The following is a 13,664-nucleotide window of genomic DNA, read 5'->3' as shown; positions in this document are numbered from 1 at the left end:
TGCGCCCCGGTGTGCCTCGATGGCATCGTCAGCGGTGCGGAGGGGCGGTGTCACCGTCCCTCACACCGGGTCCTCCACCAGATCCGCGGGCCCCGGGGTGGCCGGTGAGGCGTGCCCGGACAGGGCCAGGGTGAGGTCCAGTTCGGCGAGCAGGCAGCGGATCACGTGCTCGACGCCGGCCTGGCCGTCCAGGCCGAGACCGTAGACGTAGGGACGGCCCAGGAGCACCGCACGGGCCCCGAGCGCGAGCGCCTTGAAGACGTCGTCGCCGGTGCGGACACCGCTGTCGAAGAGCACGGTCAGCCGGTCGCCGGCCGCCTCCACCACGCGCGGCAGGGCGTCGGCCGCCGCGACCGAACCGGCCACCTGACGGCCCCCGTGGTTGGAGACGACCACGCCGTCCATCCCGGCGTCGGCGGCGAGCCGGGCGTCGTCCGGGTGCAGGATGCCCTTGAGGACGATCGGACCGTCCCAGTTCTCCCGCAGGAACGCCAGGTCGGGCCAGGACTTGGCGGGGTCGGAGAACATGCCGACGAAATGCATCACCGCCGCGTTCGGGTCCTCGTGCACCGGCTTGGCCAGCCCGGCCCGGAAGGCCGGGTCCGAGAAGTAGTTGGCGGTGCCGACTCCGTGCAGGAACGGCAGGTACGCCTGGTCGAGGTCGCGCGGGCGCCAGGACAGCAGCGGCGTGTCGAGCGTGACGAACAGCGCCGTGTACCCGGCCGCCCGGGCCCGGTCCAGGAAGCTGCGCGCCACCTCGCGGTCCCGCGGCCAGTACAGCTGGAACCAGCGCTCGGCGTCGCCCATCGCCTCGGCGACCTCCTCCATGGGCGTGCTGGAGGCGGAGGAGAGGATGTACGGCACGCCCTGGGCGGCGGCGGCCCGGGCGGCGGCCGGCTCCGCGTCCGGATGCATGATCGACAGGACGCCGACCGGCGCGAGCGCCAGCGGGGCGGGCAGGGCACGGCCCAGCACCTCGACACGCAGGTCGCGTTCGTGCACGTCCCGCAGCATGCGCGGAACGATCCGGCGCCTCGCCAGCGCCGCCCGGTTGGCGCGGGCGGTGCTGCCGTCGCCCGCGCTGCCCGCGACGTATCCGAAGGGGCCGGGCCCGAGCCGCCGCTCGGTGAGCTCCTCGAGCCGGGTCAGGTCGGTGGGCAGCCGCGGGACCGCGCCCGTCATGCCGTTCAGATAGATCTCGTACTGGAAATCCGCCCAGTGCTTCGGCATCCCAGGTCCGCCTCTCGTCGTCGAGCTCGCGCTGCCGGCACCATACCCGCGGGTATGCCGGGGGTGGCGGTCAGGGTCGACGGGCCCTGTTCCGGGGGTGTTTCAGGCCTATTGGCGAAGGTGCGGATCACGCCATTCGGCCAGTTCTGTTCTCAATAATCGATCAAGAAACGCCCAGTTGCGGACTTGGAACGTTCTAATTCTGTGACTTCACGCCACTGATTCAATACGCAAGGTTACCGAAACCCATGGGGTCGAGATGAGTTTCGGTGCCGGACTCGGCAGACTCGCGCTCGCCGCTCCGGCACCGACCGGGCCGGGCCGGCACCACCCTCGAAACGAGCGGAAGGATGCACACAATGCGGAACACCGCGCGCTGGGCAGCGACTCTGGGCCTGACGGCCACCGCCGTCTGCGGGCCCCTCGCCGGGGCCTCCCTCGCCTCCCCGGCCACCGCCCCCGCGTCGCTCTACGCCCCCTCGGCCCTGGTGCTGACCGTGGGGCACGGAGAGAGCGCTGCCACCGCCGCACCTCTGCGCGCGGTCACCCTGACCTGCGCCCCGACCGCCTCCGGCACCCACCCGGCGGCCGGCGCGGCCTGCGCCGAACTGCGCGCCGCGCACGGCGACCCGGGCGCCCTGGCCGCCGAGGACTCGGTGCTGTGCACCCGGGAGTACGCCCCCGTGGTCGTCACCGTCGACGGCGTCTGGCAGGGCCGGCGCCTCTCCTACGAACGCACCTTCGCCAACGAGTGCGTGAAGAACGCGGGCAGCGCGAGCGTCTTCACGTTCTGAGGGACCGGGACCGCCGGGACCGTGCGGCGTGATCGGCTGCTCGCTACTGGGGAGTGCGAGCGCCGCCGTACGGGTCCCGCGGGCCCGCACCGGGGACGGCGGACGGAGTGGGGCCGTCCGCCGTTCTCCCGGTTCACGGGCGCCGTCACTCGTTCGCGGCCGGGCCGTCCGCGGCCCTGGAGGACCGGGCGCGGTGGCTGGTGTCGCACCACGGATAGCGCCGACTGCGCCGGCACGTGCACAGCGCCACCCGGAAGCGGTCGGAGGACACCGTCGTCCCGTCCTCCAGCTCCACCTCCACCGGCCCTTCCACCAGCAGCGGCCCCCGGCGCTGGACCTTGATCCGGCGCGGGGCGTCCGGCGGGCGCGGGGGGTCAGACGGGGAGTTCGGCACGGACGACCACCAACTCCTCCTCGTAGTCCGCCAGGGACAGCAGCCCGCGCTGCCGCAGCCAGCGCTCCCGGCCGCGCACCACGGGGCCGAACGCGATCCGCCGCCGCCGGATCACCGCCGCCTTCAGGCCCGCCTCGCGCAGCAGCCCGACGGTCCGCCCCGGATCACTGAGCGCCGACTGCACGAGCAGCAGCACCCCGCCGGGACGCAGCAGCCCGGGCACCTCCCGGCAGATCCGGTCCAGGACGGTGCGACCGTCGTGACCCGCGTCCCAGGCCCGCGCGGCACCACGCGGCCGGCGGCCGGAGGCGGGCGCCGGCACATACGGCGGATTGGCCAGCACCAGGTCGAACGACTCACCGCGCACGGGTGTGAAGAGGTTGCCGTGCCGGACGCGGATCCGCAGCCCGGCCCGGGCCGCGTTGAGCCGCGCGGCGCACACCGCGCGCCACGACACGTCCACCGCGGTCACCCGGCCGCCCCGCAGCGCCGCCGCCAGGGCGAGGGCACCCGTGCCGGTCCCCACGTCCAGCACGGCCGCGCCCGGCGGGAGCGACTCGTCGGACAGCGCCCCGGCCAGCAGCGCGGTGTCCTCCTGAGGGGCGTAGACGCCCGGTAGCACCATGAAATTCACGGATCCCACGTACCCCGGACGTCACGAAATATGAGAAATTTCCCGGTGAACGCGGCGAGGGGCGGGCAGCGGCGTACGCAGGGACGACCGCCCCGCGCGCCAGTCGGCGAGCAGCCGGGCGCCGAGGCGCTCTTCGAGGTACCCGGTGGCGTCGAGGCCGAAGGCGACGTCCGCCGCGAGGTGCGGCTCCTGCTCCAGCAGGCCGTCGATCACCTCGTGCCGCACGATCTGCTCGTGCACCGCGTCGGCCTCGACGTGCTCGTCGTAGAAGTGCTCGGCCGCCGGACCGGCGCCCGTGCGGCGCATCGCCTCGGCGAGCCGCCGGGAACCGGGTGACGAGGTGATCTCCACCGCCGCGAAGTGCCCCACCAGCGCCCCGCGCAGCGACCGGTGCAGGCCGAACAGGGACATCATGTTCACCGTGGCCAGGCACTCGGCCGAGGCCGCGTCCAGATGGGCCCCGTACGTGGTGTCCAGGTCCAGATCCGTCATCAGGTCGGCGAACAGGCGGGCGTGCACCCGGTCGGCGCGGCCGCCGCCGTACTCGTCGAACTCCACCGCGGCCATCGCCGCCTTCGAACGGCCCCACAGGCGCGGCAGCACCCAGGCGTGCGGATCGGCCTCCTTGAGGTGGTACAGCGAGCGCTGGGCCGCGTACTCCCGCACCTGCCACAACTCGCCCTCGTCCCGCAGGAAGTGGCTGACCCCCTCGCCGTGGACGGGTTCGACGAGCAGCGCCCCGACCGCGTCCGCGACGCTGTCGTGGACCGGGGTGTCGGCCCGCAGGGCGGATCCGAAGCGCCGCTCCAGCGCGGCCCGGACGCCGAGCAGCCCGGGGTCCCACTCCACGTCGGGGGAGACACCCGCGAAGCCCCGGTAGTGCAGCTCGTAGCACTGGTACAGGGCGAGCTGGAGGTCGTCGCCGTACACCGGCGCGGCGGCGACGGCCTCGGGGGAGGGCAGCGGGCCCGTGCCGAGCAGATGTGCGCCGACGGCCTCGGAGACCGGTCCCCGGGCCGTCGGCGGCTGTGGTCCTTCGCGGTCGTACTCCATGCGCCGCGAGTACCCGGACACCGCCCCGGCACCCCCGGCCGCACTCAGCGGCGCCTCACTCGCCCTCGACGTCCTCCTGGGCGCCGGTGTTCGGGGAGGTGGCGTCCCCCGCCTCGCCGCGGTGCTCGCCCTCGTCGGACTCCGCCTCGCGGGGCCTGGCCTCCTCGATCTCGCGCAGGACCTCCTCGGCCGCGGTCTCGGGCTGCTTGTGGTCGTGCTCGCCGTCCTGGGACACGGGGTCCTCCTTCTCGCTTGTCGTCGTACCGCTCCTGCTTCCGGTCGTTCAGTTCGACGTGGACGCCAGGCGCAGGGGCACCGGCGCCGGGGGAGCGGCCTCGTCGCTGCGGCGCACGACCTCGGCCCACCAGGCAGGACCGTCCTCGATGTGGCGCAGCAGGACGCCCTCGCGGATCGCCCAGGGGCAGAGCGCCACCGACTCGAGACCGGTCAGCTTCATCGCGGTATGACCGACGACGGCGCCCGCCAGGCTCTGGGCCGCGCGCGGCGCCGAGATGCCGGGCAGCCGGGCCCGCTCGGCGGCGGACAGGGCGGCCAGCCGGCCCACCGCGTCCCCCAGGTCCGAGCAACGCATCCGCCGCTCCGTGAAGGGCCCGTGCCGGCCCGGCGGGGCGCCGCACAGCCGCCCCAGCTGCTGGAAGGTCCGCGAGGTGGCCACGGCGGTCCGCGGCCCCTCCCAGCGGATCCGCGCCGCCGCGTCCCGCAGCTGGTGGCGGACCTTGCGCCGCAGCGCCCTGACCTGCTCCGGCGAGGCCGGGTCCCGGCCGCCCGCCAGGAACTCGTGGGTCAGCCGGGCGGCCCCCAGCGGCAGCGAGGCCACGAAGCCGGGCAGCCGGCCACGCCCGAACGCCACCTCCAGCGAGCCGCCGCCTATGTCGAGCAGGGCGAGCGGACCGGACCGCCAGCCCATCCAGCGCCGGGCCGCGAGGAACGTCAGCTCCGCCTCCACCTCGCCCGGCAGGGTGCACAGCGGCACGCCGGTGCGGGCGTGGACGGTGCGCAGCACCTCACGCCGGTTCGGCGCGGCGCGCACCACCGCGGTCGCGAAGGCCAGCGGTCCCGACGCCCCCCACCGGTCCGCGGTCCTGCTCGCGTCTGCGACCGCCCCGACGAGCCGCTCCACGGCCTCCTCCGGGACCGGGCCGCCCGGCCTGACCTGCTCCGACAGGCGCAGCCGCCACTTCGCGGTGTGCACCGGCAGCGGGACGCCGCCCTCGGCGTCCGCCACCATGAGCCGGACCGTGTTCGACCCCACATCCACCACGCTCGTACGCATGAGGGCAACAGGTACCCATTTGAGCGCCGATCAGGCCAGCTGCCGCCGCACCAGCTCGTGCAGCCGGCCGCCGGTGTCCGCCAGCAGCCGGGCGGGCGGGCCCTGCTGGGCGACCTTGCCGTCCTCCATCACGATCACGCGGTCGGCGTCCAGGACCGTGGACAGGCGGTGCGCGATCACGATCCGGGTGGCGTTGAGCGCCTTGGTGGACTCGATCACGGTGCGCTGTGTCTCGTTGTCCAGGGCGCTGGTGGCCTCGTCGAAGAAGAGGATGCGCGGCCGGCGGATCAGCGCCTGCGCGATCATCAGCCGCTGCCGCTGGCCCCCGGAGACCGCCCCGCCGTCCGACACGATGGTGTGCAGCCCCATCGGCATGCGTTCGATGTCCTCCGCGAGCCCCGCCATCCCGGCCGCCGCCATCGCCTCCTCGGGCGTGTACGGCTCGGTGCCGCAGATGACGTCCAGGATCGAGCCGGTGAAGGGCTGGGCGTGCTGGAGCACCACCCCGCACTGTCTGCGCACCGCCGACTGGTCCAGGGCGGCCAGATCCTGGCCGTCGTACAGGACGCTGCCCGACAGCGGCCGGTCGAAGCCGATCAGCAGCCGCAGCAGGGTCGACTTGCCGCAGCCGCTGGGGCCGACGACCGCCACGAACTCACCCGGCCGCACCTCGAAGGACACGTCGTCCAGGACCAGCGGCCCGTCGTCGGTGTACCGGAACGACAGCCGGCGCGCCTCGATCGCGCCCGACAGCGGGCCCGGCCGGGTGCTCGCCGTCCGTACCTCGGGCGTGGCGTCCAGGACCGGCCGGATCTCCTCGAACAGCGGCAGCGCCGCCACTGCCGACACGAACGCGCCGGTCAGCTGGGTGACCGAGGTCAGCAGCATCGTCACCGAGGCGTTGAAGGTGAGGAACTCCGCCGCCGACATCGAGCCCCGCGCCGGGCCGGCCAGCAGCATGAACATCAACAGGGTGCAGAGCGGCAGGTACACCGCGCCGAGCACCGCGTTCAGGTTCTTGATCCGGCCCGCCCGCTGCTGGAGCTCCCGGCTGTGCGCGAACCGCTCCGCCCACGCCGCGTAGGCGTAGTTCTCGGCCGCCGCCACCCGCAGCTTCGGCAGCCCGCGCAGCGTCTGGAACGCCTGGTTGTTCAGCTTGTTGGTGAGTTTGACCAGCCGCCGCTGCCAGCGCACCTGCCACAGCCCGAGCCCGAGGAACACCCCGGCGACGACCACCAGCATGCCGATCGCCGCGCACGCCATCGGCACGCTGTACCAGAGCAGCAGACCCAGGTTCATCGCGCCGACGGTCACCGACTGGGCCACCGTCGGACCGACGCCCGCGAGCAGTCTGCGGATCGCGCTGATGCCCATGGCCGCGCTCGCCAGTTCGCCGGTGGAACGCTCGGTGAAGAACTTCGTCGGCAGCCGCAGCAGGCGGTCCCACACGGCGGGCTGGAGCGTGGCCTCGATCCGGCCCTCCAGACGCAGGATGGTGAGGTTCTGCAGCAGCATGAAGGCCGCCGCGACGACGCTGCTCAGCATCACCGCCAGACACACCTGCACGATCAGCCCGGTCTGCGCCTTCGGCACGAACTCGCCGAGCACCCGGCCCGTCGCGATCGGCACCAGCGCGCCGAGCGCCACCGTCACCAGACCGGCGAGCAGCAACCCGGTCAGGTCCCGGCGCGTCCCCGCCAGACAGAACCGCAGCAGGCGCAGCAGACTGAGCCGCCGCTCCGGCAGCGGCCGGTAGAACATCACCGCACGCGGCTCGAACCCCCCGGCGTTCGCCCGCTCCACCGGCGTCTCACGACCGGTCGCCGGATGCACGGCGACATAGCCCCCGCGCCGCCACAGCAGTGCCACCGGCGCCCCCGACAGGGTGCGGTGCCCGACCAGCGGCCCCACGTCGTCCCGCCACCAGCGGTCCTCCAGCCGCACCGACCTGGTCCGCACCCGCGAGGCGAGTGCGATCCGCTCCACCGGGTCGAGCCGGTCGCTCTCGGTGCCGCCCGGGGCAGGCTCGGCGAGCGGGATCCCGGCGGCGCGGGCGACCAGCCGGCAGGCCGCGTACGTGGCGTCGGCGTCGGCGGCCGTGGTGCGCTGCGCCGAGCGCTTGCCGATGGAGGCCAGCAGCGTCCGGTCGGCCTGCGCGCGCACCGCCTCACCGGCCTTGATACCGGCCGCCGTCCGGCTCTCGTGAGTGCGCTCCAGCTGCTCGATCCACCGGTCCAGGGTGGTCAGCAGCCGGTACTGCTGGTCGACCATGCTCTGCCACAGCGCCGGGTCCATCAGCAGGTCGGCGGCCGCCTCCTCGCCGTACACCGCCCCGTACTGGACGCTGCCCGGCGGGACCTGCATCCAGAACACGTCGTCGTCGGTGGGTGCGGCGGCCCGCTCCGTGGCCATCGGCGCCTGGAACAGGACGGTCAGGCCGCGGCCGACACCGAGGGCGAGGGCGTACTCCAGCGGACTCGTCGTCGGCGGCACGTACTGGGGGTTGCCGTACGCGTCGTACGACCACGTCTGCGTCTGCGCCGGCTGGTACAGCTCGCGCAGTCCGATGCGGTGCACCACGCAGTCCCGCAGTGGACGCGCCACCAGCGTGTGCTGCGGCCCGGAGACCGGTCCCAGCAGCACCGAGCCCGCCTCCAGGCGCCCCAGGTGGTGCCAGTGGCCCTGCTCCCCGGCGTCGACCGCGAACAGGTCCACCGCGCCGGACACCACGAGCCACAGCACCTGCGGCCCTTCCAGGTCGAGGCGGTTGAACCCGGCGCAGTCGACGCGCGTGCCCAGCGAGCCGAGCGCCCCCAGGACCAGGTCGCCCTGCCCGTCGTGCACGGTTGTCATCTCACCGCTCCCTGACCAGCGCCGCGTACGCGCCACCGCGCGCCAGCAGCTCCTCGTGCCGCCCGCGCTCCACGACCGTGCCGTGGTCGAGGACGACGATCTCGTCGCTGTCCCGCACCGTGCTGAGCCGGTGCGCGATCACCACGCAGGCGCAGCCGCGCCGACGCAGGTTGTCCATCACCACCAGCTCGGTCTCCGCGTCCAGCGCGCTGGTCACCTCGTCCAGCACGAGGATGCTGGGCCGGCGCACCAGGGCCCGCGCGATCTCCAGGCGCTGGCGCTGCCCGCCGGAGAAGTTGCGGCCGTCCTGCTCCACCGGGCTGTGCAGGCCGCCCGGCCTGCGCGTCACCACGTCGTACAGCGCGGCGTCCTTCAGCGCCTCCACCACGGCGTCGTCGGGGATCGACGGGTCCCACAGCGCCACGTTGTCGCGCACCGAGCCCTCGAACAGGAACACGTCCTGGTCGACGAAGGAGACGGAGGACGCCAGCGCCCCGCGCGGGATGTCGTCGAGCCGCTGCCCGTCGATGCGGATCACGCCGTCCCAGGGCGCGTACAGGCCCGAGATCAGCCGCGACACGGTCGACTTGCCGCTGCCCGAACCGCCGACCAGGGCCACCTGCTGCCCCGGCCCCACGGTCAGGTCGAAACCGGTCAGCAGCGGCTTGTCGAGCGGGTTGTAGCCGAAGGAGACGTTCTGCAGCTCCACGTGCCCGCGCAGCCGGCGGGTGGACTCGCCACCACCGGGGCGGTCGTAGAGCGGATCCGCCCGGAAGTTCTCCACGTCCTTCAGCCGGGCCACGTCGGCCGCGAAGTCCTGGATGCGGCCCGCGACACCGTTCAGCCGGGTCAGCGGCGCCGTGAAGCGGACCACCAGCGCCTGGAAGGCGACCAGCAGCCCGACCGAGATGTGCCCCTCGACCGCGCGCATGCCGCCGATCCACAGGATCAGCCCGCTGTTCAGCGTCGCCAGCGTCGGCGCGACCACGCCCAGCCAGGCACTCGGCACCCCGAGCCGCTGCTGCTCCTCCAGCGTGGTGGCGTGCTGGCCGGCCCACTTGCGGAAGTAGCCGTCCTCGCCGCCGGTCGCCTTCATCGTCTCGATCAGCTGGAGGCCGGTGTACGCGGTGTTGGTCAGCCGCGCCGTGTCCGCCCGCAGCTTGGCCGTACGGGTCGCGCGCAGCCGGATCACGACCCGCATCGCGAGGATGTTGAGCAGCGCCACACCGATGCCGACGAAGGTGAGCTGCGGGTCGTACGTGTACAGCAGCACGGCGTACAGGACGACCACGATCGCGTCCACGCCCGCCGCGGCGAGGTCGCGGGCCAGCGTCTCGGCGACGGCGTCGTTGGACTGGAGGCGCTGTACCAGGTCGGCGGGGCTGCGCTGGGAGAAGAAGGTCACCGGCAGCCGCAGCAGGTGCCGCAGGAAGCGGGCGCTGGAGAGGGTGGAGGAGATGATGCGGCCGTGCAGCAGGTTGGCCTGCTGGAGCCAGGTCAGCACCACCGTGAGCAGGACGCAGGCCCCCATCGACGCGAACAGCACGCCGAGCAGCGAGGTCTGCCCCCCGATGAGGAACATGTCGATGTAGGTGCGGCTGAGCGCGGGTACGGTCGCGCCGACCGCCACCAGGAGCAGGCTGGCCAGCACGGCGGCGGGCAGCGTGCCCGCGGTTCCGCGCAGCCGGGCGGGCATCGCGCCGAGCACACCGGGCTTGCGGCCGCCGCGGGTGAAGCCGTCACCGGGCTCCATGGTCAGCACGACACCCGTGAAGGACCCGTCGAAGTCCTCCAGGGACACGAAACGCCGGCCCTTGCCCGGGTCGTTGATGAACACCCCGCGCCGCCCGAACCGGCGGCCCATGCCGTCGTAGACGACGTAGTGGTTGAACTCCCAGAAGAGGATGGCCGGTGCCGTCACCTCCGCCAGGGCGGCCAGGTCCATCTGCATGCCCTTGGCGGTGAACCCGTAACTGCGCGCCGCCTTCAGCAGATTGCTCGCCCGGGACCCGTCGCGGGAGACGCCGCAGGCGATCCGCAGCTCCTCCAGCGGGACATGGCGGCCGTAGTGCCCCAGCACCATGGCGAGGGAAGCGGCACCGCACTCCACGGCCTCCATCTGGAGCACGGTGGGCGTGCGGACGGTCTTCGCGCGGCTCTTCGGCACGCTGCGCCTCGGCGGGGCGGCGCGGCGTCTGCCCCGGGTCTCCTGTGCGGTGCTCACGGCAGCAGCCAATCGACGGGACGCTGGTCGGCCAGCCGGATCGAGCCCGAGGCCAGGGTCATGGAGGTCAGTCCGAAGGGCGGTCCGTCGGCCGAGGACCACTCGTAGCCGCTCTTCGTGGACCTGGAGGTGTCCAGCCGCACCGTCACGGCGACCGGCCTGCCGTCCTCGGTGAACTGCTCGCCGAGCGCGCTGTCCCCGAGGAACGCGCCGATCGTCTGCGCCGACTGGGCCGAGCGGTCCACGGACTTCACCTCCCCGTGCAGGACGCCGTACTGCTGGGTCGGCACCGACTGGACGGTCAGGTCGACGGAGGCGTGCGCGGGGATGGCGGCGGCCTTCTCGGCGGGGACGTACACGGTGGCGTAGAGGGGGTCGTCGGCGTGGGCGACCTTCTCGACGGACGCGACGTTCGCGCCGGTACCGATGATCTGCCCGACGGTGGCCGCGAGTGCGCTGACCCGGCCGGCGTCGACCGTGCGGACCACCGTCTCGCCCTTCGCGGTGCGGACCTTCAGCACCGGGGCGTCGGCGGCCAGCCGCTGACCCGGACGGGCGAGGACCGCGGTGACCTGCCCGGAGACGGGGCTCTGCAGGAGGTAACTGCCCTGGCCGTGGGTGAGGATGGCGGGCGCGGACACGGTGGAGGTCACCGAGCCGCCCACCGCCCACACGGACGCGGCGGCCATGGCGATCACCGTCACGGACAGCACCAGCCAGCCCTGGGGACGGGCGAAACGCACCGGGAGATCGAGCTCCTCCGGTGACTGGAGTTTTGCGAGGGCCTGTTGGCGGAACTGCACGGCTGACGTATCCAGGGCTCGGTGAGAACGGCCGGAGGACGAGCACGGCCGAAGGGGGAGAACAGCCGAAAAGTCCCGGAGCCTGGACGGCTCCGGGACTCAGCGACGCAAGGGCGCGATCAGAGACCGGCGACCAGGCCCTGGACCGGGGCCGTGTTCAGGCCGGTGGCACCCTCGACCGTGCCGACGACCGTGTCGAGCAGGCCGGAGACCGGGGCGATGCCGTCCACCAGGCCGGTGACGGTGCCGACGGCGTTGACGTTCAGGCCGCCGGAGACGTTGTCGAGGTCGGCGTCGGAGATCTCGACGGTCTCAACCTGGGGGGTGGAGTTCATGATGGAACTTCCCTTCGTATAGCTATTTCACAAGGGGGGAGCGGCCCCCTCTGGGGACAGATGACGGCCGCGACCGCGGGCGCCGGGCGCCCGTTTCCGGAGCCCTCCGCGGCCCCCGCGGTGCGATGGATCAAAGCACGCGGCCGGTCCGGGCTTCCAATCAAACACCCCTCTCACCAGCACACTTGCGAGGCCTGCGCGCCCAAGCGTGCAGGGGCGCGCACGCCTTCGCGGCCACTTCTTCACACGGTGCGCGAGATCGGCTCGTGCGATCCCTTGCCCTTGCCGAGGCGATTGGGACACTCCGGCCCCAAAGGCGTACGGACCGCCGCGGGCTTGTGCAGATGCGCCAACGGGAGTGACCGGGTTGGGCATTCGATGTGCAGATTCGCTGAAGCAGTCATTCCGCTCCGTGATCGCGACGGTGCGTCGCCGGACGAACGCGGAGGGTGCCGGATCGGGATGCGGATCGGGATGCGGACCGGCGTGCGTCCGGTGCGAGCCGACGGTCCGTCTGAACACCCCGCCCGGCCCGTGCGTACCAACAGCCATCCAGGCGCCCCCAACAGCTGCCGGACCGGCGGGTACCAACCCCGGTCCCAGGAGGTCGAGTAGGTTGAGTCACAAGCGAATCCCGAAGCGCAGGGCCGCGATGGCGGCGGGCGGTGTGGTGGCGCTCGGTGCGGCCGCGATCCTGCTGCCGAACGCCAACGCCTCGCAGGACGGCGGCTCCTCGGACGATGCCGCCGCGGCACCCAGGACCCTCAAGGCGGCGGACGCGTCGGATCTCGCCGCACGGCTCGCCGGCCTGCTCGGCGACACCTTCGCCGGCTCCTACTACGACTCCGGCGCGCAGCAACTCGTCGTCAACGTCGTCCCCGGCGACAACAACCAGGTGGTCGGGCAGGCCGAGAAGGCGGGCGCGGAGGTCCGCGAGGTCGACAACAGCATGGGCGAGCTGCGGAGCGGCGCGCAGACCCTGAAGGCCGAGGCGAGCATCCCCGGGACCTCGTGGGCGATCGACCCGCGCACCAACAAGATCCTGGTGACCGCCGACAGCACCGTCACCGGCGACCGGTGGGACCGGTTGGAGTCCACCGTCGACGGCCTCGGCTCCGGCATGGCGACGGTCAGGAAGTCCGCCGGCACCTTCAAGACCTTCGCGTCGGGCGGCGACGCGATCTTCGGCGGCGGCGCGCGCTGCTCCCTCGGCTTCAACGTCACGGCGGGCGACGGCTCGCCCGCCTTCCTGACGGCCGGTCACTGCGGGGTCGCGGCCGACCAGTGGTCCGACGCACAGGGCGGACAGCCGATCGCCACCGTCGACCAGGCGGTCTTCCCCGGCGAGGGCGACTTCGCGCTCGTCAGGTACGACGACCCGGCGACCCAGGCCCCGAGCGAGGTGAACCTCGGCGACCAGACCCTGCCGATCAGCGGGGCCGCCGAGGCGGCGGTCGGTCAGGAGGTCTTCCGCATGGGCAGTACGACCGGACTGGCCGACGGGCAGGTGCTCGGCCTGGACGCCACCGTCAACTACCCCGAGGGCACGGTCACCGGCCTCATACAGACCGACGTCTGCGCCGAGCCCGGCGACAGCGGCGGCTCCCTCTTCACGCAGGACGGCCTCGCGATCGGCCTGACCTCCGGCGGCAGCGGTGACTGCACGGTCGGCGGCGAGACCTTCTTCCAGCCGGTCACCACGGCCCTGGAGGCGGTCGGCGCGACCCTCGGAGGCGAGGACGGCGGTGCGGGCGCCGGAGACGCGGGCGACGGCGGTGCGGGCGCGGAGGATGCGGGCGACGGCGGTGCGGGCGCGGGTGACGGTGATGCCGGTGCCGGTGCCGGTGCCGGTGCCGGTGCCGGTGCGGGTGACGCGGGTGACGGTGCGGCCGTCGGCGGTGGGGACGGTTCGGGGCTGACGGGCTGACGCCACGTTGTCCCGCCCCGGGCCGGGGGGGGGCGAGGGGACCACAATCGACCGGTGGGAGGGGGTAGTGGGGGGGGGTGTTGCGGTAGTGATACCCGACTAGATGGATAACGATGGGTTGGC

The 13,664-nt window shown here is 73.2% G+C and carries 12 protein-coding genes; 2 read left to right on the top strand and 10 right to left on the bottom strand.

The annotated features are described in order from the left end of the window. Positions 1–60: 60 nt before the first annotated feature. Positions 61–1,230, bottom strand: coding sequence for a lactate 2-monooxygenase (locus ACZ7MF_RS18225; RefSeq protein ID WP_471477797.1), 1,170 nt, complete (start codon positions 1,228–1,230; stop codon positions 61–63). 359 nt (positions 1,231–1,589) lie between these two features. On the opposite strand from ACZ7MF_RS18225, the gene ACZ7MF_RS18220 reads away from it, so the two are divergent. Beyond that, positions 1,590–2,024, top strand: coding sequence for a protease inhibitor (locus ACZ7MF_RS18220; RefSeq protein WP_356856145.1), 435 nt, complete (start codon positions 1,590–1,592; stop codon positions 2,022–2,024). Positions 2,025–2,169: 145 nt separating this feature from the next. Here the strand turns inward: ACZ7MF_RS18220 and ACZ7MF_RS18215 are convergent, their stop codons facing one another. The 9 genes from ACZ7MF_RS18215 to ACZ7MF_RS18175 all read right to left on the bottom strand — a co-directional run bounded on the left by ACZ7MF_RS18215 (position 2,170) and on the right by ACZ7MF_RS18175 (position 11,614). After that, complete coding sequence (locus ACZ7MF_RS18215) at positions 2,170–2,418, bottom strand: CDGSH iron-sulfur domain-containing protein (protein ID WP_356856143.1); 249 nt, start codon at positions 2,416–2,418, stop codon at positions 2,170–2,172. Beyond that, positions 2,399–3,043, bottom strand: coding sequence for a HemK2/MTQ2 family protein methyltransferase (locus ACZ7MF_RS18210; protein WP_388515221.1), 645 nt, complete (start codon positions 3,041–3,043; stop codon positions 2,399–2,401). Before ACZ7MF_RS18210 ends, ACZ7MF_RS18215 begins: the two co-directional genes overlap by 20 nt. Before the next feature lie 30 nt (positions 3,044–3,073). Continuing rightward, the gene (locus tag ACZ7MF_RS18205) at positions 3,074–4,105 is read right to left on the bottom strand and encodes an iron-containing redox enzyme family protein (RefSeq protein ID WP_471478871.1); all 1,032 of its coding nucleotides are present in this window, start codon (positions 4,103–4,105) and stop codon (positions 3,074–3,076) included. Between the two features lie 55 nt (positions 4,106–4,160). After that, a complete protein-coding gene (locus ACZ7MF_RS18200) occupies positions 4,161–4,340 on the bottom strand; it encodes a hypothetical protein (protein WP_471477796.1) in 180 nt (59 codons plus the stop codon). A gap of 48 nt (positions 4,341–4,388) precedes the next feature. After that, positions 4,389–5,399 (bottom strand): Ppx/GppA family phosphatase, encoded by a 1,011-nt coding sequence (locus tag ACZ7MF_RS18195; protein ID WP_471477795.1) that lies wholly within the window; start codon positions 5,397–5,399, stop codon positions 4,389–4,391. Positions 5,400–5,429: 30 nt separating this feature from the next. Beyond that, the gene (locus ACZ7MF_RS18190; RefSeq protein WP_471477794.1) at positions 5,430–8,252 is read right to left on the bottom strand and encodes an NHLP bacteriocin export ABC transporter permease/ATPase subunit; all 2,823 of its coding nucleotides are present in this window, start codon (positions 8,250–8,252) and stop codon (positions 5,430–5,432) included. A gap of 1 nt (position 8,253) precedes the next feature. Continuing rightward, on the bottom strand, positions 8,254–10,476 hold the full coding sequence (locus ACZ7MF_RS18185; protein ID WP_471477793.1) for an NHLP family bacteriocin export ABC transporter peptidase/permease/ATPase subunit: 2,223 nt from the start codon (positions 10,474–10,476) through the stop codon (positions 8,254–8,256). After that, positions 10,473–11,279, bottom strand: coding sequence for a biotin/lipoyl-containing protein (locus ACZ7MF_RS18180; RefSeq protein ID WP_471477792.1), 807 nt, complete (start codon positions 11,277–11,279; stop codon positions 10,473–10,475). The genes ACZ7MF_RS18185 and ACZ7MF_RS18180 overlap by 4 nt, the downstream gene beginning before the upstream one ends. A 119-nt stretch (positions 11,280–11,398) precedes the next feature. Beyond that, positions 11,399–11,614 carry a type A2 lantipeptide gene (locus ACZ7MF_RS18175; protein WP_356856127.1) on the bottom strand — a complete coding sequence of 72 codons (216 nt, stop codon included), beginning with the start codon at positions 11,612–11,614 and terminating at the stop codon, positions 11,399–11,401. 616 nt (positions 11,615–12,230) lie between these two features. Here ACZ7MF_RS18175 and ACZ7MF_RS18170 point away from each other — a divergent pair. Then, complete coding sequence (locus ACZ7MF_RS18170) at positions 12,231–13,541, top strand: S1 family peptidase (protein WP_471477791.1); 1,311 nt, start codon at positions 12,231–12,233, stop codon at positions 13,539–13,541. Positions 13,542–13,664: the final 123 nt, after the last annotated feature.

Source organism: Streptomyces sp. NPDC111628, assembly GCF_055635195.1.
Note: the sequence above shows the minus strand (reverse complement) of the source record. Positions and strands in the feature narration are given on the sequence as shown.